Here is a 19,818-nt window from a genome sequence, read left to right on the forward strand (position 1 = left end):
GATAGAAGATTTGCTGAAAATCAGCATGAATAATTTTTTCTAAATTCTTTTTGTTGACAAAAAAATAATATATTTGTTAACATAATTTTTGCTATTCTTGCTTTGCTCGCCCAGCCGGGGGAGAGGTTTCGTTGCCCTTTGAACCCATTAACTGTTCCGAAATCTTTGTTTATGAAAAAATCTCTAAAATTCCTCAGACTCCTCTCAGCCGGAGATCCTTTGCCATCGCTCCGTTTACGTAACCGCTCCCGGATTTTGTTATTGGTAATGTGCCTGTTGGCCATTGCCGCGCTTTTCGGCCGGACCTATGCACAACAGACCAAAAAAATTACAGGAAAAGTCGTCGATTCGAAGAATGCCCCCGTTCCAGGCGCATCGATCGTCGCAAAGCAGTCTACGATGGGCGCCATTGCCGATAAGGATGGCGATTTCAGCATTTCGGTACCCGACAATGCTACGGTGTTGGTGATTTCCTATATAGGTATGAAAACGTTGGAAGTCGGGATCGGTAACCGCACCAGCCTCGGTACCATTACATTAGCGGAGGAAAGTGTGGGCTTGCAGGAAGTGGTGGTAACGGCGCTGGGGATCGAGCGGGCGGCCAAGACGCTGACCTACGCCACCCAGAAAATCGGCAGCGAGCAGATCAACGAGGTGCGGGATGCGAACTTTACCAATACCCTGTCGGGTAAGGTGGCGGGGCTTACCGTAACGCCTTCTGCGAGCGGGCCGGGAAGTGCTACACGCATTATTTTGCGCGGTAACCGGTCCATTCAGGGGACTAACAATGCATTGATCGTGGTCGACGGCGTGCCGATCGATAACTCTACCGTGTCGGGCCAGGTGCGCAACGACTCTGGCGACGATAACCGCGGAACGAGCGGCAGCGATGGGGTGGCGAACATCAACCCCGACGATATCGAGTCGATCAGCATTCTTAAAGGCGCGGCCGGTGCAGCGTTGTACGGTAGCCGCGCGGCGAACGGCGTCATGATGATCACGACCAAAAAAGGAAAAAGCGGCGGGTTGAGCGTGAATGTGAATTCCGGCGTCTCCTTTGAAAAAGCATTGACCACCCCCGCATTGCAGAATGAATACAGCCAGGGCGCCGGCGGTATCTATTCGGCGCTGGGGACCGGCAGTTGGGGCGCTAAAATTACCGGCCAGAGCGTAACCGACTGGGCCGGAAAGAATGTGCCCCTGCAAGCTTATCCTCACAATATCAGCGACTTCTACCGCACCGCCGTGTCGACCAATAATGCCATCGGTATCAGCGGCGGCACCGACCGGATGACCACTTACCTTTCCTACGCCAACAACAACGCCAACGGCATCGTGCCTACCAACAACCTCATGCGCCACACATTCAACGGCCGGATGGGCATCGACCTGACCAAGCGGCTTTCGGTGGATGCGAAGGTGACTTACACGCTGCAAAAGGTGAAAAACCGCCCCGGCGTAGGCGGTGACGGCTTTGTGGTGGCGAACTTGGCGCACATTCCGCGCTCGGTAAACCTGGAAGATTTGAAGGATTACAAAACGGTGAGTTCGACAGGTATCGAAACACAACGCTACTGGACCAACCCCGACCCGGTTTACATGAACCCTTACTGGACGATTTACAATACACGCCACGTCGAAAACCGCAGCAGGGTAACCGGCTTGCTGGCCGTCAAATACAAGCTGACCGACTGGCTCAACATCCAGGGCCGCGTGAGCTCCGACGTTTACAACGACTTCAATACCCACGCTTATGCCAACAATACCGCCAACTACGCCCGCCTGCCGGGAGGCTATTATGCCGAAGAGAATGCACAGGTCAGCGAACGCAACCTCGAAGTGTTGCTGAACGGTACCAACAGCATCACCCCGGATATCAAGATTACGTATAATGTAGGAGGTTCCATGCTGATGCGCAACCTGCGCCGCCGCGTTAACTACGCCGACGGCCTCGGTATCCCCAATAAATTCGACCTCGGCTTCGCGACGAACCTTGGCGTGACGTCCACCACCACGAAGCGCGACCTGCATTCGGTGTATGGAACGGCCCAGTTTTCATTCAAAGATTACCTTTTCCTGGACCTGACGGCGCGGAACGACTGGTCGAGCACATTGCCGGAGCCTTATTCGTACTTCTATCCGTCGGTCGGGCTGTCGGCTATCCTGTCGGACATGGTGCAGCTGCCCAACTGGGTGAGTTTGGCGAAGGTACGCGGCTCCTATACCAAGGTAGGTAACGACGCGGACCCCTACCTGATCAACCAGACGTATACCTATGCCCGTGGTTCTTTCGGCGGGTTTGTCACGAGCAGCATTACGAAGTCGATCGGCAATTTGAAGCCCGAGTTGACCCAGTCCATTGAATTCGGTACCGACTGGCGTTTCGTAAACAACCGCTTCGGGATTGATGTGACCTATTATAAGACCAATTCGAAAAACCAGCTGCTGACGGTGAGTGCGCCGGCATCTTCGGGCTATGCTTCCCGGTATTTCAATGCGGGTAATATTCAGAATACGGGTGTGGAACTCGTGCTGTCGGCCCGCGTGCTGGAAGGCAGTAACTTTTCCTGGAATATGGGCTTGAATTACGCGGTGAACCACAACAAGGTGGTGGAGCTCGACCCGCGAGTGCCGCGCGTGTACCTGGGCTCGACCACGAACGTACGCACGGCTACGCCGCTCGTGATCGAAGGCGAAAGCTACGGCGATTTGTACGGTTATAAATGGCTGCGGCAGAATGGACAGTTTGTCGTGGATGCCAACGGCGTGCCGGTAAAAACGGCGGCGATCGAGAAGGTAGGGAACTACAATCCGAAATTTACGGCGGGTTTCAGCAATAATTTCAATTACAAAAACTTTACGCTAGGCCTGCTCGTCGACGGTAAATTTGGCGGCGTAGTGACCTCGGGTACCGCCGCGCAGAATGCCTATTTCGGGAATGCGGACTACACGACCATGTACCGCGATGCCGGCTCGTGGACGCTACCGGGCGTGACGGCGGAAGGCGCCGCGAACAATGTGGCGATCAATGCGGAGAAATTCTGGCAGACCGTTTCGCAGAACAACTATTCGTGGGCCGAGTTTTTTACCTACCACGCCACGGCCGTGCGTATGCGCGAGCTCACGTTCGGGTACGAATTCAAATCCATGCCGAAGTTTATCAAAAGCGTGAAAATTTCTTTTGTAGCGCGTAACCTGTTCTTCATTTACCGCGGTAATGCCATTCTCGACATTCCCGGCATCGGCAAGCGCAAAATGGATTTCGATCCCGAGGTCAGCATCGGCAACAGCAACTACCAGGGCATCGAGTACAACAACCTGCCGTCCACCAGAAGTATGGGTGTCAATTTGAAACTTTCATTCTAAGCCAACCTATCACCATGCATTTCAATATCCAAAAATATAAGCTTTCGCTCGCGTGCCTGCTCCTGGGTGCAGGCCTGATGATCGGCTGTACCGACGATTTCGACGCCATCAACACGGATAATACCAAGCTGGGCTCGGTGGGCGCGGCCGAATATCCCTACATGTTCGCCAATGCATTAATGGCCTCCACGCTCGCGCCGAACGACTTCGAGATCGGCGAAGGCACTGTCGCCGGAGTGTACTCGCAGTTCTATTCACAAGCCGCCATGTCGTTCCCTACCGATCGTTACGTGATCAAGCAGGAATGGATGCCCGCGGCCTGGAACCCGGTGTACATTTCTTCGGCACCGCAGCTGAAAACGATCATGGAGAATACGGACGAAAAGCTGCCCGAGAATGCGATCGCGAAAGTGTGGTGGGTATGGATGTTCCACCGCGTGACCGACTATTTCGGGCCGGTACCATACTTCCAGGCTGCCAATGGCGGCGATGCCGTGGCCTACACGCCGCAGGACTCGATCTACTATGATTTTTTCAAAAAGCTGGAATCGGCCTCGAATACATTGAAAAGCGCGGGTGCCGCGACGCCTTACGACAAATTTGACCTGATTTACAATGCGAAAGGCAACCAATCTCCGGCCTACTGGGCGAAATTCGCCAACACATTGCGCCTCCGCCTCGCATTACGTATTTCAAAAGCTAACCCGACGCTCGCCAAACAGCAGGCGGAGGCGGCCGTGGCGGCGGGCGTGATGACAAGCACGGCGGACGATGCTTATATGCCGAAATCATCGTCCGTGTATGCAGAGCGCAACGGTTTGTCGCAGATAGTGGCGTGGGACGAGCTGCGCATGAGCTCCACCATGGAGTCCATTATGAAAGGGTATGACGATCCGCGGATGCCGATTTACTTCCAGCCGGCCAGTTTTACGGGTAAATACGATGGCGTTCGGAACGGCTTGCTGGTAGTGGAGAAGCAAATGGATATCAATTCGCGGAAATTCAACTCCAACCTCGGCTCGCGCTGGGCGGTGAATGTCGGGAACGGCAGCTTTACGGCGGTTTTCAATACCCCTCAAAATATCCTGCATGCTGCGGAAGCATATTTCCTGAGGGCGGAAGGCGCGCTCAACGGCTGGAATATGGGTGAGAGCGCCCAGAGCCTTTACGAAACGGGTATTAAAATGTCGATGGCGCAATGGGGCATTACCGACCAGGCCGTGATCGCGAAATACATTGCAAACCCGGCCACGCCGATCGCGCCGCAGGACGGACAGAACTCTCCGCCGGTAAACAATTATCCCGCCAAATGGGCAGCTTCCGCCGATATGAACCGCAAGCAGGTAGCCCAGCAAAAATGGCTCGCATTATTCCCCGACGGCATGGAAGGATGGTCGGAAGTGCGCCGCTCAGGCCTGCCGGAACTTTACCCGATCGTGCACAGCGAAAACACAGACCTGCCGGCCGGTAAATTCATCCGCCGCATTCCATTCCTGGACACCGAAAAGCAAACCAACGCCGCGGAAGTGGAGAAGGCCGTGAAAATGCTCAACGGCCCGGACAATGCCGCTACGCCGCTCTGGTGGGACAAGAACTAACATTCAGTCATTCATTCGATCATTCAGTTATTCAACATTGAACAATGCTCATCCGCATCTTACTGGCCTGCCTGCTCGTTACACCTGTTTTTGCACAAAATACGCCTGTACTTTTCCCTGAACCGGAAACAGTGCGCTACACGTCGGAAAGATTGCCGTTATCATCGCTCACCGTGGCGATTCCCGCCAAGGCGCCGAAAGAAGTGCAGTTTGCATTGCAGGAACTAAAAAAACTGGTCGGCGAGCGGGCGGGTGTGGGCATTAAAACGTCGAACTCTGCGTCTGCGGCCAGATTCCGGTACGCGGTCGCGAAGGAAGGCGGTGCATTGCCCGATGCGGGCGAAAAAAACGGAAAAAGCAGCCGGGAGCATTATAAACTGACCGTGTCGGGCGCGGGCGTGCGGGTGGAGGCGGAAACGTCGGCCGGATTGTACTATGCCGTGCAGACATTGCGCCAGCTGGTAAGTGGTGCAGGCAAAAATGCATTTATCCCCGGCGTGATCATCGAGGACCGTCCGAAACTGGCCTACCGCGGCGTGATGATGGATTTCGCACACGGCGGCTTGCTGACGGTCGACGAGATCAAGCGGCAGATCGATTTCCTGGCGATGTGGAAAACCAACCAGTACTACTTTTACAATGAGGTCAGTATCGAGCTGAAAGGTTACCCGACTGTCGCCTACCGCGCGGGCTACTCGAAGGCGCAAATCCGGGAGATTGTCGCATACGGAAAGGAGCGTCATATGGATGTGGTGCCGTTCCTGAATCTCTACGGGCATTTGCACGAGCTGCTGCGGAGCGAGCAATACGCCGATCTGGCTATCGGTCAATACGGCCACGAGCTCGACCCGCGCAAGCCGGCGATCAATGCAATGCTGCAAGACTGGATCAAACAATATACCGACCTCTTCCCAAGCCCTTTCATCCATGTCGGTTTCGATGAAACCTGGGAAACCAAGCGCATTGCCGACGACCGGGACGGCCGGATCAGCTCCGAAAACCTTTGGGTACAGCAGCTCACATTCGTCCAGAAAGAGCTCGAAAAGTACGGCAAAACCGTGCTGGCGTGGACGGATATGAACAACTACTATCCCGACATTATTAAGAAAATCCCGAAAGAGGTCATTCCCGTCATATGGGAGTATAAGCCTGATACGGTGGAGATTAACCGCTACCTGAACCCGGTGCTGAAAGAGAAAAAACCATTTTTTATCCAGCCGGCGGTGTCGGGCTGGGGCCATATTTACCCCGACGCGGATTACACCTATACCAACATCGACCTCTGCCTGCAGGCAGGCATGCGCAACAACACATTAGGGTTTATTCACTCAGTATGGACCGATCCCGTGGAGCCGTTTGTGCGGGCGTCGTGGCTGTTTATGGCTTATGGCTGCATTGGTGCCTGGCAGGGTAAAGTGCCTGATAAAAAGGATTTTACCGAACGTTATTCGCAAATCATGTACCCTTCGGTAGCGGCCGGCATGGGGAAGGCATTCGATTACCTGGCCGCGTCGAACGCGGCGCTCGATAAATGCCTCGGCCGCAATACCGCCGGCATGCCGCGGGGAACGATCATCGAAAGCTGGTCGAACCCGTTTTTGCCTTACTACCTGAAAAACACCACCGAACACGTTGCCGATTTCCGGAATGCCCGCAAACTGAGCGAGTTGGCCCAGGGCGAGCTGATCACCGCATTGCATACTGCAAGTCCGAAAGACACGGCGTTCATCCATTCGATGATCGTCACGGCGCGGCTTATGGCTTACTCGGCAACGCGTTTCCTGTGGGCAAAAACGATTAGCGACCGGTGGGACGAATCGATGCTGCAGCGGAAGAAGAACGACTTCGTGGTATACGACATTACCCATCTCTGCCACGGCCTGCTGATCGACGTAATGGACGAGAATGGAGAGCTGAAAACGGCCTATTCGGAAGCGTGGAAGTCGGAATACCTGCCTTACCGGATGAATACGATGCTGGGCCGCTTCGATGTCGAATATGCGCTGTGGCAGAAGCTGTTCCTCAAAGTGATCGACTACCGCATTGAAAATAAACCGGAACACGTAGCTGATCAGTCATTCGAGGCATTGTTCAAACCTGATTTTTAAAGATTGGCGAATTAGACCGCTGCCTTCACGGGCGCTGCCGGATATTTTAATGTTCCCGTGAAAAAGCAGGATTAAAACAGGTGAATTTATTTTTGTAAACTATTTTATATAAATTTTGTAAACAAAAAATTAAGTCATACATTTGAACAACAGCTCTTGTACGAACCCGCTATGCTATTTGCCGACCTGAACTATCCTGCAATCCGTGAACAAGCCGGCAGCGCCGTGGTGGTACTTCCGCTAGGTGCCATCGAGCAGCACGGGCCGCATATGGCCGTGGCAACGGATACGGATATCGTGACGCACCTGGCACGTGAGGCGGAGAAATCGCTGCCGGGCGAAGTGCTGCTTTGCCCGACGATGCCGTTCGGTTCGAGCCATCACCATTTGTCGTTCGGCGGTACGATCAGCATCAGCCCCGCATTATACACGCAGGTGGTGGTGGATATGGTCGGCAGTTTGCTGCAAAACGGCTTTCGCCGGATCGTGCTTTTGAACGGCCACGGCGGTAACATCACGCCGGTGAGGCAGGCGCTGGCGGTCCTGAGCAAGGATTACGATCACACTATGCCAGCCAACATTGCATTGGTGACCTACTGGGAGCTGGCCGGAAAGCCTTTCGCGGGCGAGTTGCCGATGGAAAGCCCGGCCCTGAGCCACGCCTGCGAATACGAAACGAGCATGATGCTGCACCTTTTTCCGGAAAAAGTATGGATGAATAGGGCAGAACGCGCATCAAGGCCCGCCAGCAACGGCTACATTCCCTGGGAGGACGACGAGCCCTACCGCGGCGTGACGCTATTCAAACAGACCGCTTTCATTTCCAGCAACGGCAGCAGCGGCGAACCCCAAAAAGCCACCCCCGAAAAAGGCGCACACCTGATCGCTAAGGCGACGCAAGCATTGGTAACGTTCCTGCGGGCGTTTGGGGCATGGGAGATTGGAGGAAGGCTGTAAGCGATAGGCTGTAAGCTGTAAGCGATAACCAAGGATCTGATTCTGTATGATGTTTCACTAAATATAGCCTAAGGCTTAAAGCTTATAGCTACTTCAACATGCCGAAACAAGAAATAAAGCACCCTGATAAAAGTGTCAGCACCGGCGCGTATTCTGCCGGTGTTTTGAAAAACGGACTGCTGTTCGTGAGTGGCCAGGGGCCGCTGGACCTTGCTACCGGCGAGGTGAAGCGCGGTACCATCGAGGAAGAGACGTTGCTCACGCTCGAACATGTGAAAAAGGTGGTGGAGGCGGCGGGCGGTACCGTGGACGATATTATGAAATGTACGGTCCATTTGCTGGATATCAACGATTTCGACCGCTACAATGCGGCTTACGCGTCTTTTTTCAAGGGCATTTTACCCGCCCGCACGACTGTACAATCGGTACTCGGCGACGGCATTAAAATCGAGATCGACGCCATCGCGCTGATCGGTTAGTGAACTGTTTTAGGATTGATACCATGAGTTTGAAACAACGCATCGGCACCGTGGGACTTGGATTGATGGGCAGCAGCATTGCTACCTGCATCCTCGCGGCCGGGCATGCGGTAACATCGCTTGTCAGGGACGCCAGCGAGGCCGAACCGGCCCGTAAACGTATTCTAGGCTTCCTGACGGAGCTTTCGGAAGAAGGCTTGCTGAATGAAACACCGGAAATAGTGGCACAGCGCATTACCGTTACAACCGATGTGAACGACCTGGCCGGCATTTCGGTCGTGATCGAATCCATTACCGAGGATGTGGAAGCCAAAAAGGCGGTGTACCATGCATTGGAAACCGTGCTTTCGCCCACGGCGATTATCGGCAGCAATACGTCGGCCATTCCCGTGTCGGTGTTGCAGGACGGCTTGCAGCATCCCGGCCGGCTGCTGGGCATTCACTGGGCTGAACCGGCGCATATTACCCGGTTTATGGAGGTGATTTGCGGGAAGGATTCGGAGCTGTTGTACGCGCAACAGATCGTGCAGCTGGCCGAAAGCTGGGGCAAGGAGCCGTCGCTGCTGCGGAAGGACATCCGGGGGTTTATCACCAACCGCATTATGTACGCCATGCTGCGGGAAGCGTTCAACCTGGTCGAGAATGGTTATGCGACGGTGGAGGACGTGGACCGCTCGCTGCGCAACGACCTGGGTTACTGGATCACATTCGCCGGACCGTTCCGGTTTATGGACCTCACGGGCATTCCGGCCTACCTCACCGTGATGAAAGACCTCTTCCCCGACCTCGATAACCGCCAGTCGACCCCTGAAATGATGGAAAAGCTGGTAGCCTCGGGCGCGAAGGGCGTGAGCAACGCGCAAGGATTTTACCCTTATACACACGAATCGGCGGAAGCCTGGGAAAAAGCATTTATCGATTTCAGCTACGACATCCGAAAGCTGGCTGAAAAGTACCCGCAGCATTCAGGAGCATGACAACTATTACAGCCATCCGCGCCACCGAGGTGATCGTGCCTGCCAAACCGGGTAGCCTCAATTCCGAGACGGTGCTCGACAAGGACAGCGCATTTGCCCAAAAGTTCCTGACCGGCGAAAGCTGGACGGAATTTGCCAATCAGCCGAAGTGGATCGTCGAAATGACGCTTTCGAACGGGCTCACGGGCATTGGCGAAACCTACCGCAGCGCATCCGGCGAGCAGATCCGCGAAGCGATGCAGGCATTTGCCGGACAGGATGTGCTGAAACTGAACTGGCGCCGCCTGCCGGTCATCGATCAGCGGATTTACGAGGCATTCGAAAGCGCCGTGCTCGACCTGGTAGGCAAGCTCCTGCACGTGCCCGTATACCAGCTGCTTGGCGGAGGTTACCGCGCTACCATCGATTGCATGGGCTGGACCGGCCGCCGTACCCCCGAAGATGCCGCGCAAAAGGCATTCGAAGCGATGCGGAAAGGGCATAAGGTGTTCAAATTCAAATGCTCCGACGAAGATCCTGTGCGGCTCTGGACGGAAGAAATTAAACGCAAATGCGGCGATGGCATCAAAGTCCTGCTCGACCCGAACCAGCGCTGGAACGACGTGGATACGACGATGAAACTGATGGAAGGCGTGGAAATGGACGTGATGCTGGGCCTCGAAGATCCTATTCTGCATGCGGATGTGGAAGGTTTTCAGTATTTGAAACAAAAACTGGGCATCCCGATATACCGCCACATTTCGCTGCCCTACACGCAGGATATCCGGGACATGATCACTTTCGTGCGTGCAGATGCCGCCGACGGCTACAATTTCAATGGCTCGGCTTACAATTGCGTGCTGCTGGCGGAGATCGCGCACCTGGAAGGCAAAGCATGCTGGCGGGGATCGGAGGTGGATCTGGGCATTTCGGAGACGATGGGCCTGCATATCGCCGCGGCGAGCATTAACTGTACGATTCCGTCGGACATTTTCGGCGAGCTGGTGCGCGTCGACGACCTCATCTCCGAACCCATTGCATTCGAAAACGGGGCGGCCAAAGTGCCGCAGGGCCACGGGCTGGGCATAACGCTCGACGAAGAAGCGATTAAAAAATTTCAAACCGGAAAAATCATCACCGCGCATTCATGAAGAAAGCCGTTTTCTCCTGGACGATCCTTTTCCTGTGCAACCTGATATGGTCGTTCCATTTTACGTGCATTAAGCTCACCCAGGACCAGGTGGGGCCGTATTTTACGGTGTGGCTGCCCATGCTGCTGGCCACGGTATTCCTGGCGCCGTTCGTATGGCGGGATTTCAAAAAAGGCGGTAAAAAACTGAAAGACGTACTCATTTTCGTACAACTCGCGGCCGTCGGGGCATTTCCCTCGCAGGTACTTATGACCTGGGGCACGCAGTATTCGCTTGCCAGCAATGCAGCCATCCTGATCCTCGCATTACCCGTCGTCACAGCCGTGTTTGCGTTTTTTATACTCAAAGAAAAAATGAACCGCATCCGCTGGATCAGCTTTGGGATCGCGATCGTGGGCGTACTCCTGTGCTCGACGGACGACATCCGGAATATGGACATGAGCTCGCAGTACGCGCTGGGTAATATCCTGATTTTCCTCGCGATCCTCGGCAATGGGTATTACAATGTCGGCTGCAAAAAAGTGGCCGAGCAATACACCGAAATGGAAATGGTTTTTTACACCTACCTCGTGATGGTGATCCTGCTGGCACCGCTGGTATGGTATTACGAGCCCGGCATGTTCGCCGTGATTCCGCATTACACCGCGCAGACGTGGACGGGTATGATCGCCCTTACGCTGTTCCACAACTTCCTGTCGATGCTGATGTTTTTTAAAGTGCTCAAATACCTCGATGCCACGCAGGTAGCATTGTCCAATTACCTCATCACCTTCATGGGACTGCCCATTGCGGCATTTGTATTGGGGGAAACCTTAAAAACGCAGGCCATTATCGGCGGCATCCTCGTGCTGGCCTCGACATTGATACTCACAATTGTAGATAGCAAAGCAGCCCGGCAAAAGGCTGCGGAAGAACTGGTTAATGTCAATCCATAAACCCTGACTAGTATGAATGAAGCAAATGAATTGTTCGGCGTGGTACCCATTATCCCGACGCCGTTCACGGAAGACGAGGAGATTGACGAGCCCGCACTCCGTAACCTGATCGACTTCGCCGTCTCGTGCGGCGTGGAGGCCGTGTGCCTGCCCGCGTATGCGAGCGAATTTTACAAACTGACGGACGACGAGAAGTTGCAGGTCGTACGGGTAGCGGTGGCCCATTCGGCGGGGCGCGTGAAAATCGTCGCGCAGTCCAACCACCCGTCTCTGAAACAGGCGATCCGGCTCGCGCAGGCCAATGTGGAGGCCGGTGCGGACGTGGTATCGCTCGCCGTGCCGCGCATATTCAGCCTGCCGGAAGAATCGCTGCGGGAGTATCTTTCCGGGTTTTTGCAGTCGGTACCGGATACGCCGGTGCTCGTGCAGGATTTCAACCCCGGCGGTGCGTCTATCAGCGTCGGGCTGATCAGCGAGCTGATGGCCCGGCACCCGAATTTCAAATACCTCAAACTGGAAGAGCCGCTTTGTGCCCCCAAGTTTGAAAACATTATCAAAGAAACCGGCGGGAAGATCGGCCTGTTCGAGGGCTGGGGTGGATTGTACATGCTGGAACTGATCCCGCTGGGCATTCGCGGCGTCATGCCAGGTCTGGCGGTGTCGGACATTTTGCAAAAGGTATTTACGCTCCGTAACCAGGGCGAACACCGCCGGGCGTTCGATTTGTTTGAAAAAGTGATGCCGCAGATATTCTTTTCCCTGCAAAACATGGAGCTATTCCACTACGCCGAAAAGGAGCTTTTGATCGCACGCGGCGTGCTCAGGAACAGCATTGCGCGCAAGGCTGCGTATATCCCGGACCCTTCTTCTATTTCTTATATTAAAGAATTGAACCAGAGGATTTTGGATATAGTAAATGACGAAACGTGGGAAATCAAGTCACTCGAAACAACCTTGTCAAAAGCGTGATACAGAACGGTAAAAAAAGTACATTTAGAACCAGCAATAAACCCACTAACAAAAAAGCTGGTAAGATGAACACTTTCGAGAATCAGGTCGCCGTGATCACCGGCGCCGCTTCCGGGCTAGGCCTCGTAATTGCCCATAAAATGCTGAATGAAGGAGCTCGGATAGGCCTGCTGGATTTAAACGAGAAAGCGTTGAACGAAGAATTTGTAGGAAATGCCGATCGCGAAGAGCTGATCGGCGTGGATGTTACCGACGAAGCGCTGGTTGCTCAGGCAGTGGGCCGCGTCGTGGAACGCTTCGGGAAGATCGATATCCTGATCAACTGCGCGGGCATCACCGGCGCGACGAACATCAAAAGTCACGAGGTAGATACCGCCAATTTACAGAAGGTATTCAATGTCAATTTTATGAGCAGCTTCTTTACGGCCAAAGCCGTGCTGCCCCATATGCTCAAAAACAATTACGGCCGCATATTGCATATCGCCTCCATTGCCGGTAAGGAAGGAAATGCCGGTATGCTCGCCTACTCGGCTTCGAAAGCGGCGGTGATCGGGATGGCCAAAGTGCAGGGCAAGGAATATGCCGAAACGGGCATTACGGTGAATGCGCTGGCCCCGGCCGTGATCCAAACGCCCCTCGTGGATGCCATGCCCGACGCACAGGTGAAATACATGACCGACAAAATCCCCATGAAACGCTGCGGCACCCTCGAAGAAGCCGCCAACATGGCAGCATTCATCGTCTCGCCGGACAACAGTTTTACGACAGGGTTCTGTTTCGATCTTTCAGGGGGCAGGGCCACGTATTAGGGCGGGGTTGCCCAGGAGGGGCTTCCTGCGGCACGTCACAGGACACCCCGCGGGGGTGAGGGTGGTAATCCGGCTGGTTGCTAGAAACAGAATGCCCCTCCGGAGCTACGCAGGTCCCGACAAAACCATTGTAAAAATCATCGGCGGTCAGCGGTCGGCCGTCGCCGGTCAAAAACGCATTACGATGAATATCAACTTCCTTTCTCCCCTCGAAGGAGACGTTTTTCATGCCTTTGACGGCCATTTGATGGACGGTAAATTGCAAATTGCCGTGCAGATCGCGGCGTCAACCGACGCTGAAATCGCGGTGAACGGAGCACCGGCCACCTGGCGGGGCGACCATTTCGAAGCAGAGGTGATTTTGGATGCGTATGCCAATACATTACGTGCCGAAAACCTCAAAACAGGGGAATCTGCGGAGGTCAGGGTGTTTTTGCTCCAAGATTTCGCCGGGCACTACCGGCTGTCGATCGACGATAATATCTGGTTCCTGCGCGACATTCAGCAGAACCGTTATGCGTCGCTTTTCGAGAATCCTTATTTGGGTTTTTTGAAAGAAATCAACGTCGGGTTCGGTACCAAAATCCACCTGAACCTCTTTTACCAGACCGACGGTTTCAACCTCTCCGATTTTACGGACCAATACAAAGCCGAATGGAAGGCCAATGCCGACTGGCTGCGGCTGAGCTTTCACGCCTACCAGGAATTCCCGGATATGCCTTATGTGAATGCGGGATATGACGAGGTAAAGCGTGATTGCGACCTCATTATGGGTGAAATCCGGCGGTTTGCGGGAGCAGAAGTAATGCATTCGGTGACGACCATTCACTGGGGCGAGGCCACCGTTGAAGGCTCGCGTGCGATGCGCGACGCGGGTTACGTGGGGCAGGTGGGGTATTTCAACGTGGATGATCACCTGCCGTCTGCTTCCTATTACCTCACTGCCGACCAGCGCAGGCACCTCAAAAAGCGCTTCGTATGGCACGACACGGCCGAGGACATCACGTTCGTGCGGGCCAGCATCGTGATCGACACAAAAAAGCTGGAAGACATCCGCCCGCACCTCGACGCACACGGGCAGAACGGCCACAAACCTCCCTACCTCGATCTGCTGGTGCATGAGCAATATTTCTATCCGTTCTATTTCAATTATCAGCCGGATTTTCGAGATAAAATCCGCACTGCCGTGCAATGGGCGAAGGACAACGGCTACACGCCCCAGTTTTTGACCGAATCGATTTCCCATTCCTAACCACGCTTTCAATGCATCACGACCGCAGAGATTTTATCAAAAAAGCAGGGTTTGGGGTGACAAGCCTCGGGATGGCCGGTATGGGCATAAATGGCTCTGGTACAGCTGATTTTTCGTCTGAAGTATTGTCGGACCGGGTGGGACAACATGCCGGGCACCGCGCCGGAGCGCAGCAGTTCAATATGTGCAATTATGCGGCGCCGAAGCTGGAAACGGTTCGCATTGGCTTTATCGGCGTGGGTAACAGGGGAATGGCGGCGGTGGAGCGGATGAACAAGATCGCCGGCGTGGAAATCAAGGCCGTTTGCGATTTGCGGGAAAGCAAAGTCAACGAGGCGATTCAATTGACGGCCCGCAACGGGCATAAACCGCAAGGTTACCACACCGACCCGAATGCCTGGAAAAAGCTGTGCGAAAGGACAGACCTCGACCTGATTTACATCGTGACGCCCTGGGCATTGCATACGCCGATGGCGGTTTTTGCGATGAACCACGGCAAGCACGTTTGCGTGGAAGTACCCGCCGCGAAGACGATCGACGAATGCTGGGAGCTCGTGGAAACGTCGGAAAAAACGCGCAGGCATTGTATGATGACCGAAAACTGCTGCTATGATTTCGCTGAGCTGCTTACCCTGAACCTGGCCCGGCAGGGTTTTTTCGGCGAGATTACCCACGCGGAAGGCGCTTACATCCACAATTTGCAGGAATATGTGTTTGATAAAGAGCGTTTTTATCAATTCTGGGAGCTGAAAGAGCTCTCGCAGCGGACCGGTAACCTTTACCCCACACACGGCCTGGGCCCGATATGCCAGGTGATGAACATCAACCGCGGCGACGCGATGGATTACCTCGTATCGATGTCTAACAACGATTTTGTGATGGCCGGCACCGCCCGGCGCCTGGCGTCCAGCGACGCGGATTTCAAACCGTTCGTCGGTAAGCCGTTCAATGGCATGATGAACACCTCGACGATCCGCACCAAAAAGGGCAAGACTATTATGGTGCAGTTCGACGTGGCGTCGCCGCGGCCTTACTCACGCATTCAGCTGGTAAGCGGCACGAAAGGCGCCGCATTGAAATACCCGGAGCCGGCCCGCATTGCCAAAGGGCATGAATGGCTATCGCCGGAGGAATATCAAACACTTGAAAGGCAGCACACACCGCCCATTGTGAAGAAAATAGGGGAGGCGGCCAAGCAGGTCGGTGGCCACGGCGGCATGGATTTCCTCATGGACTGGCGCACGATCGACTGCCTGCGCAACGGCCTCCCGCTGGATCAGGATGTGTATGATGCCGCTTTATGGAGTTCCGTCGGCCCGCTCAGCGAATGGTCGGTATCGCACCGTTCCAATTCGATCGACGTTCCCGACTTCACCCGCGGCGCCTGGAAAACCAACATGCCGATCGATATTTCCATGGAAAAAGGCGGTACTACCGGCGTGCGGCTCTAATAACAGGGCGCCCCCGGGTAGTAGAATGCAGACCTAAGACTGCTTTTCGAGCTCGATAAAATCCTGGCGGGCAGGCGTAAAGCAATCGATCACCTTGCATTGCGTATGCGCAACGGCCGAGTGCGGTACGTGCGGGGGAATATGAGCGGTCATCCCGGGCGTAAGCAGCATAGTCTCGCCATCGACGGTAAATTCTAGCTCGCCTTCGAGTATATGGCACCATTGTTCATGGAAATGGCTGTGTTCCGGCAGCACCGTTCCGGCATCGATAGTAAAATGCCCGAAAGTCTGCTGTTCCGAATGCCCCAGCGTCCCATAAATACCATCCCAGATTTTGACTACTTTATTGGTCTTGAAATTGACGAAAGGCATGGTGTTGGTTGGGTGTTTGGATGTTTGATGGGCAAAGGTAGCCAATCAACGAGCGCCGTCCTGATATTTTCTGGTGAACGGATGTCATTAACACTTTACAGGCTTGGACTTCCGTTTGTCCTCACCTGTATAAATGGCTGGGAATGTTTTAACACACTGTCTTTTTGGACGAAACCTTTCAGGCTGTCCAATAAGAGCTTCAAGCTGGCGAGTCGCTGAAGTTGTGCTGTACTCACATTCGTAACCTGTCCCGACCATCCGCTGCCGGGATCTGTGCAGTAGGTTAGCAACTCGCCGGTGGGGTAATAATTGAGAATAAACCTGCCATTTCTCTTCGCCAGTACTTCATAATACACTTTGGACTTGTCGGAAGTGGAATAAAACTGGTATAGCTCACGCAATGCCTGGCGTCGTTGTTCTTCGCGGGTACCATCGGGACGTAAATACTGAGAAGCAACAGTCGGTTCTACATCACCCGAACAAGATAGCAGCAGCGTCATTCCAAAGAGCGGCAAACGGACAAAGAGGTTCTTTTTCAAAATATTAGCGTCTGGTTTTAAGTTTATCAATTTGTTAAAAATACAATTTGGTGCCCAATAGTGATCATGCGGTGACTAACTTTTTTGCTTTGCAATGTCATTCCAGAAGCACCCGGATTTTCTCTTGGCTTTTGTTGACGATCCTTCCGTGAACGATGTGCAGGAAATAGATGCCTCTGGGCAATTTTATCTGCATTTATACCCATTTGAATCGACATGCTCCTACTTTACTGGGGCTGCAACCCGAAAAGCTCGCATCGGTTGCGACGTATTCGTGCTCCGTGCCATTAGGTAACGCTGCGTTGCAGCCAGATGTGCAGCCAATGGTTACCTGGGCTTTGGCAAATTGAAATGCCAGCAATAAAATGACGAGCGATGTACATACAATTTTTTTCATAAGTTAAAATGTTAAAAGTGATACACTACGCGAAGTGATTTGAATGGATTGAATCCCGCGCCAACTTTGCGGGAGTAGCCTTCACTCCGATTTTCAACATGATCCCAGGTTGATTGTTGACAGACCATACAAATCCATACTCACATCCCACGGACGGACTTGGGCGGTGCTATCCGCTCGCGATTTGGGTTTGGCCGCGCTTTTAACCTGTGCATCGGTTGTATGGCTGATTGTCAGCGCGAAAATGATGGCCAGAAAACGGATTAACAGGCGCGGATAGCTGTTTTTCATTGCATCGTTGTAAAATAGTGTGGCACAAAAGCATCTGCTATTTACAATCCCGTTTTCAATGTATTTCCATACAAAAACCCCTCAATGTCCAAGTGGTTGGAGCGGAATTATTCTGCGGCGGGAAACCCGGGACGAGCGGTTGGGTGGGTAACCATAATTAGTATACGTTAGATGTTAATGAGCAAGTGGATCAGGTTGTTGATCTATCGGAGTCGGGAGCAAAAAATTTGTCCGACCATTTCTCGCATTTCAGCTTCATTTCCATACATTTGTGTAAACTGCTTAAAATTTCAATATTTCAACATTGCGCAGGATCATTTCCATATTGCTGCTGGGGCTGCTGCTTTACAATATGGTAGGCTATTCGATAGTCTACTTGTCGGAGGAGCGTCGTAGCATCAGTGCTGCCGGGAAGGACCTTGTGGAGCAGTCTGCCGGCTCTGCCGATATCGTGATCAAAGTGCCTGTGGCGGTCCCTTATCAGAACAACTGGGATGCGCCGGAGCCGGTGCAGGGGCAGATTGAGCATGAAGGGCAGTTTTACCAAATGAAAAGCCAGCAGCTCATCAATGACACCCTGTACGTGCATTGCGAATTCGATCAGAATGCCCGTGACCGCTTTTCAGACCTGGTATCGAAGATCAACGACCAGGTGACGGGGCAATCGACCAACCCGCAAAATGATACGCATTCAAGTATTTTAAAACATTTTCTCAAAGAATACATGACCGCCGGGCGCCAGCATGTCTTTTATGTGCTGGAATGGGAGCCTTCCCTCGCGACCGTGCCGTTTCCCGTCAGATCTATCCTGCCAGAAAGATATTCTTCGATACCATCCCCGCCGCCAGACCTGGCCTAGTTAATCCTTTCCATTCTTCCTGATTTTTCCGGACGTTCCTACGTATGCGCCTTGCGTATCCGCGTTATGCGAATAGGCATGCAATGACGACTGCGAATGCCCGTATGCAGGAGGAAAGACCGATTTACTAACCAGAAATCTTCCCTTAGATGGCGCATATTGCCCTGCCTGACGAATCGCTTCCCGGCATTGTCGGCCTCTTCAACTTCCGGCCGGAAACGGCCGCACCGCTGCAATTGCTGGCGGAAACCCTGCTTCGTGGCGAATCGCCCCTTACCAGCGGCGAGCGCGAGCTGATCGCTTCCTATGTGTCGCTGCTCAACGACACGCATTTCTGCCACACCTCCCACGGTTCGGCCGCGATGGCACACCTGGGCTATGACCTGAGCCTGATCGACGACATTAAGAATGGCTTTCAGCAAATCGAAGTGTCGCCGAAGTTGCGCGCATTGCTGCATATTGCCGGCAAAGTGCAGAAAAGCGGCAAAGCGGTGACCGATGAGGACGTTGCCGCCGCACGGGCCGAAGGCGCCGGCGACCGCGATATCCACGACACGGTACTGATCGCCGCGGCCTTCAGCATGTTCAACCGCTATGTAGACGGGCTGGGTACCTGGGCGCCGCAGGAAAACGAAGCATACCGCGAAATGGGCCAGCGCATGGCATTTACAGGTTATGTACGGTTTCCGGTGAAGGCCGATACCGCGGAAGTTTAGCAAAATCACTACCAAGCACCATGCCACATATCCCACTACCGGAGCATTTGCCCGGCATTACCGGCTTACTGGAATACAGCCGCGTAACTGCCGAGCCTATACGTCAGCTTACCCAGTTCATTCTGCGGGGCGAAAACTCGCTGTCGCCGGGTGAGCGCGAGCTGATCGCGACCGTCGTGTCGCATCACAACGAATGCCGCTTTTGTACGGCCGCGCATACCGCCGCCGCCGATTTGCTGCTGGGCGATACCGAAACCTGCCGGATCATGAAACAGGATATCGACGCCACACCGGTGAGCGACAAGATGAAAGCATTGCTCAAAATCGCGAAACTGGTGCAGGTGAGCGGTAAAGCCGTGACGCCCGAAGCCGTTGCATTCGCGAAGCAGCAGGGTGCTACGGATGTGGAAATCCACGATACCGTGCTCATCGCCGGACTTTTCTGCCTCTATAACCGCTATGTCGACGGGATGGCGACCGTCGCACCGGCCGATTCGCAATTTTACAGAGGCCTTGGCCAACGTTTAGTGGACAACGGTTATAACCGCCTTCCGAATGGTTACGACCATTTGAAAAAACAAAACCAGCCAGCCTGACCGCTCATTAAATCGAA

General features: G+C 53.8%; 18 protein-coding genes. 15 read left to right on the plus strand and 3 right to left on the minus strand.

From position 1 onward, the window contains the following. Nucleotides 1–171 precede the first annotated feature (171 nt). The 12 genes from H144_RS0101245 to H144_RS0101300 all read left to right on the plus strand — a co-directional run bounded on the left by H144_RS0101245 (nt 172) and on the right by H144_RS0101300 (nt 16,031). Complete coding sequence (locus H144_RS0101245; protein WP_157504387.1) at nt 172–3,366, plus strand: SusC/RagA family TonB-linked outer membrane protein; 3,195 nt, start codon at nt 172–174, stop codon at nt 3,364–3,366. Nucleotides 3,367–3,380: 14 nt separating this feature from the next. Further along, nucleotides 3,381–4,964 (plus strand): SusD/RagB family nutrient-binding outer membrane lipoprotein, encoded by a 1,584-nt coding sequence (locus H144_RS0101250; RefSeq protein WP_019940206.1) that lies wholly within the window; start codon nt 3,381–3,383, stop codon nt 4,962–4,964. Between the two features lie 44 nt (nt 4,965–5,008). After that, nucleotides 5,009–7,072: a beta-N-acetylhexosaminidase gene (locus tag H144_RS0101255; RefSeq protein ID WP_019940207.1), complete on the plus strand. Its 2,064-nt coding sequence runs from the start codon at nt 5,009–5,011 to the stop codon at nt 7,070–7,072. Between the two features lie 171 nt (nt 7,073–7,243). After that, nucleotides 7,244–8,029, plus strand: a complete 786-nt coding sequence (locus H144_RS0101260) for a creatininase family protein (RefSeq protein WP_019940208.1) — start codon at nt 7,244–7,246, stop codon at nt 8,027–8,029. 98 nt (nt 8,030–8,127) lie between these two features. Next, entirely contained in the window at nt 8,128–8,508 is a 381-nt protein-coding gene (locus tag H144_RS0101265) for a RidA family protein (protein ID WP_019940209.1), read from the plus strand. Between the two features lie 23 nt (nt 8,509–8,531). Beyond that, the gene (locus H144_RS0101270; RefSeq protein ID WP_019940210.1) at nt 8,532–9,485 is read left to right on the plus strand and encodes a 3-hydroxyacyl-CoA dehydrogenase family protein; all 954 of its coding nucleotides are present in this window, start codon (nt 8,532–8,534) and stop codon (nt 9,483–9,485) included. Then, nucleotides 9,482–10,615: a mandelate racemase/muconate lactonizing enzyme family protein gene (locus H144_RS0101275; RefSeq protein WP_019940211.1), complete on the plus strand. Its 1,134-nt coding sequence runs from the start codon at nt 9,482–9,484 to the stop codon at nt 10,613–10,615. Before H144_RS0101270 ends, H144_RS0101275 begins: the two co-directional genes overlap by 4 nt. Beyond that, complete coding sequence (locus tag H144_RS0101280) at nt 10,612–11,550, plus strand: DMT family transporter (RefSeq protein WP_019940212.1); 939 nt, start codon at nt 10,612–10,614, stop codon at nt 11,548–11,550. The genes H144_RS0101275 and H144_RS0101280 overlap by 4 nt, the downstream gene beginning before the upstream one ends. A gap of 12 nt (nt 11,551–11,562) precedes the next feature. Then, entirely contained in the window at nt 11,563–12,519 is a 957-nt protein-coding gene (locus H144_RS0101285) for a dihydrodipicolinate synthase family protein (protein ID WP_019940213.1), read from the plus strand. A gap of 65 nt (nt 12,520–12,584) precedes the next feature. Continuing rightward, nucleotides 12,585–13,328, plus strand: coding sequence for an SDR family NAD(P)-dependent oxidoreductase (locus H144_RS0101290; RefSeq protein WP_026350307.1), 744 nt, complete (start codon nt 12,585–12,587; stop codon nt 13,326–13,328). Between the two features lie 91 nt (nt 13,329–13,419). Next, entirely contained in the window at nt 13,420–14,580 is a 1,161-nt protein-coding gene (locus H144_RS0101295) for a hypothetical protein (RefSeq protein WP_019940215.1), read from the plus strand. A gap of 11 nt (nt 14,581–14,591) precedes the next feature. Next, nucleotides 14,592–16,031 (plus strand): Gfo/Idh/MocA family protein, encoded by a 1,440-nt coding sequence (locus H144_RS0101300; RefSeq protein ID WP_019940216.1) that lies wholly within the window; start codon nt 14,592–14,594, stop codon nt 16,029–16,031. Nucleotides 16,032–16,064: 33 nt separating this feature from the next. Here the strand turns inward: H144_RS0101300 and H144_RS0101305 are convergent, their stop codons facing one another. The 3 genes from H144_RS0101305 to H144_RS34530 form a co-directional block, all read right to left on the minus strand. Beyond that, on the minus strand, nt 16,065–16,403 hold the full coding sequence (locus tag H144_RS0101305) for a cupin domain-containing protein (protein WP_019940217.1): 339 nt from the start codon (nt 16,401–16,403) through the stop codon (nt 16,065–16,067). Nucleotides 16,404–16,498: 95 nt separating this feature from the next. Further along, the gene (locus H144_RS0101310) at nt 16,499–16,942 is read right to left on the minus strand and encodes a hypothetical protein (RefSeq protein ID WP_157504389.1); all 444 of its coding nucleotides are present in this window, start codon (nt 16,940–16,942) and stop codon (nt 16,499–16,501) included. Between the two features lie 490 nt (nt 16,943–17,432). Next, nucleotides 17,433–17,630, minus strand: a complete 198-nt coding sequence (locus H144_RS34530; RefSeq protein ID WP_019940221.1) for a hypothetical protein — start codon at nt 17,628–17,630, stop codon at nt 17,433–17,435. Nucleotides 17,631–17,934: 304 nt separating this feature from the next. On the opposite strand from H144_RS34530, the gene H144_RS0101330 reads away from it, so the two are divergent. The 3 genes from H144_RS0101330 (at nt 17,935) to H144_RS0101340 (ending at nt 19,801) form a co-directional block, all read left to right on the plus strand. Then, the gene (locus tag H144_RS0101330; RefSeq protein ID WP_019940222.1) at nt 17,935–18,489 is read left to right on the plus strand and encodes a hypothetical protein; all 555 of its coding nucleotides are present in this window, start codon (nt 17,935–17,937) and stop codon (nt 18,487–18,489) included. Between the two features lie 149 nt (nt 18,490–18,638). Beyond that, the gene (locus tag H144_RS0101335; protein ID WP_019940223.1) at nt 18,639–19,205 is read left to right on the plus strand and encodes a carboxymuconolactone decarboxylase family protein; all 567 of its coding nucleotides are present in this window, start codon (nt 18,639–18,641) and stop codon (nt 19,203–19,205) included. 20 nt (nt 19,206–19,225) lie between these two features. Beyond that, nucleotides 19,226–19,801: a carboxymuconolactone decarboxylase family protein gene (locus H144_RS0101340; protein WP_019940224.1), complete on the plus strand. Its 576-nt coding sequence runs from the start codon at nt 19,226–19,228 to the stop codon at nt 19,799–19,801. Nucleotides 19,802–19,818 lie beyond the last annotated feature (17 nt).

The sequence above is a fragment of the Dyadobacter beijingensis DSM 21582 genome, from assembly GCF_000382205.1.
Taxonomy (GTDB): Bacteria; Bacteroidota; Bacteroidia; order Cytophagales; family Spirosomataceae; genus Dyadobacter; species Dyadobacter beijingensis.

Bases quoted from the DNA above. Each gene is read 5' to 3' on its own strand.
- H144_RS0101245 (WP_157504387.1), top strand. From the start codon at position 172: ATGAAAAAATCTCTAAAATTCCTCAGACTCCTCTCAGCCGGAGATCCT.
- H144_RS0101250 (WP_019940206.1), top strand. From the start codon at position 3,381: ATGCATTTCAATATCCAAAAATATAAGCTTTCGCTCGCGTGCCTGCTC.
- H144_RS0101255 (WP_019940207.1), top strand. From the start codon at position 5,009: ATGCTCATCCGCATCTTACTGGCCTGCCTGCTCGTTACACCTGTTTTT.
- H144_RS0101260 (WP_019940208.1), top strand. From the start codon at position 7,244: ATGCTATTTGCCGACCTGAACTATCCTGCAATCCGTGAACAAGCCGGC.
- H144_RS0101265 (WP_019940209.1), top strand. From the start codon at position 8,128: ATGCCGAAACAAGAAATAAAGCACCCTGATAAAAGTGTCAGCACCGGC.
- H144_RS0101270 (WP_019940210.1), top strand. From the start codon at position 8,532: ATGAGTTTGAAACAACGCATCGGCACCGTGGGACTTGGATTGATGGGC.
- H144_RS0101275 (WP_019940211.1), top strand. From the start codon at position 9,482: ATGACAACTATTACAGCCATCCGCGCCACCGAGGTGATCGTGCCTGCC.
- H144_RS0101280 (WP_019940212.1), top strand. From the start codon at position 10,612: ATGAAGAAAGCCGTTTTCTCCTGGACGATCCTTTTCCTGTGCAACCTG.
- H144_RS0101285 (WP_019940213.1), top strand. From the start codon at position 11,563: ATGAATGAAGCAAATGAATTGTTCGGCGTGGTACCCATTATCCCGACG.
- H144_RS0101290 (WP_026350307.1), top strand. From the start codon at position 12,585: ATGAACACTTTCGAGAATCAGGTCGCCGTGATCACCGGCGCCGCTTCC.
- H144_RS0101295 (WP_019940215.1), top strand. From the start codon at position 13,420: ATGCCCCTCCGGAGCTACGCAGGTCCCGACAAAACCATTGTAAAAATC.
- H144_RS0101300 (WP_019940216.1), top strand. From the start codon at position 14,592: ATGCATCACGACCGCAGAGATTTTATCAAAAAAGCAGGGTTTGGGGTG.
- H144_RS0101305 (WP_019940217.1), bottom strand. From the start codon at position 16,403: ATGCCTTTCGTCAATTTCAAGACCAATAAAGTAGTCAAAATCTGGGAT.
- H144_RS34530 (WP_019940221.1), bottom strand. From the start codon at position 17,630: ATGAAAAACAGCTATCCGCGCCTGTTAATCCGTTTTCTGGCCATCATT.
- H144_RS0101335 (WP_019940223.1), top strand. From the start codon at position 18,639: ATGGCGCATATTGCCCTGCCTGACGAATCGCTTCCCGGCATTGTCGGC.
- H144_RS0101340 (WP_019940224.1), top strand. From the start codon at position 19,226: ATGCCACATATCCCACTACCGGAGCATTTGCCCGGCATTACCGGCTTA.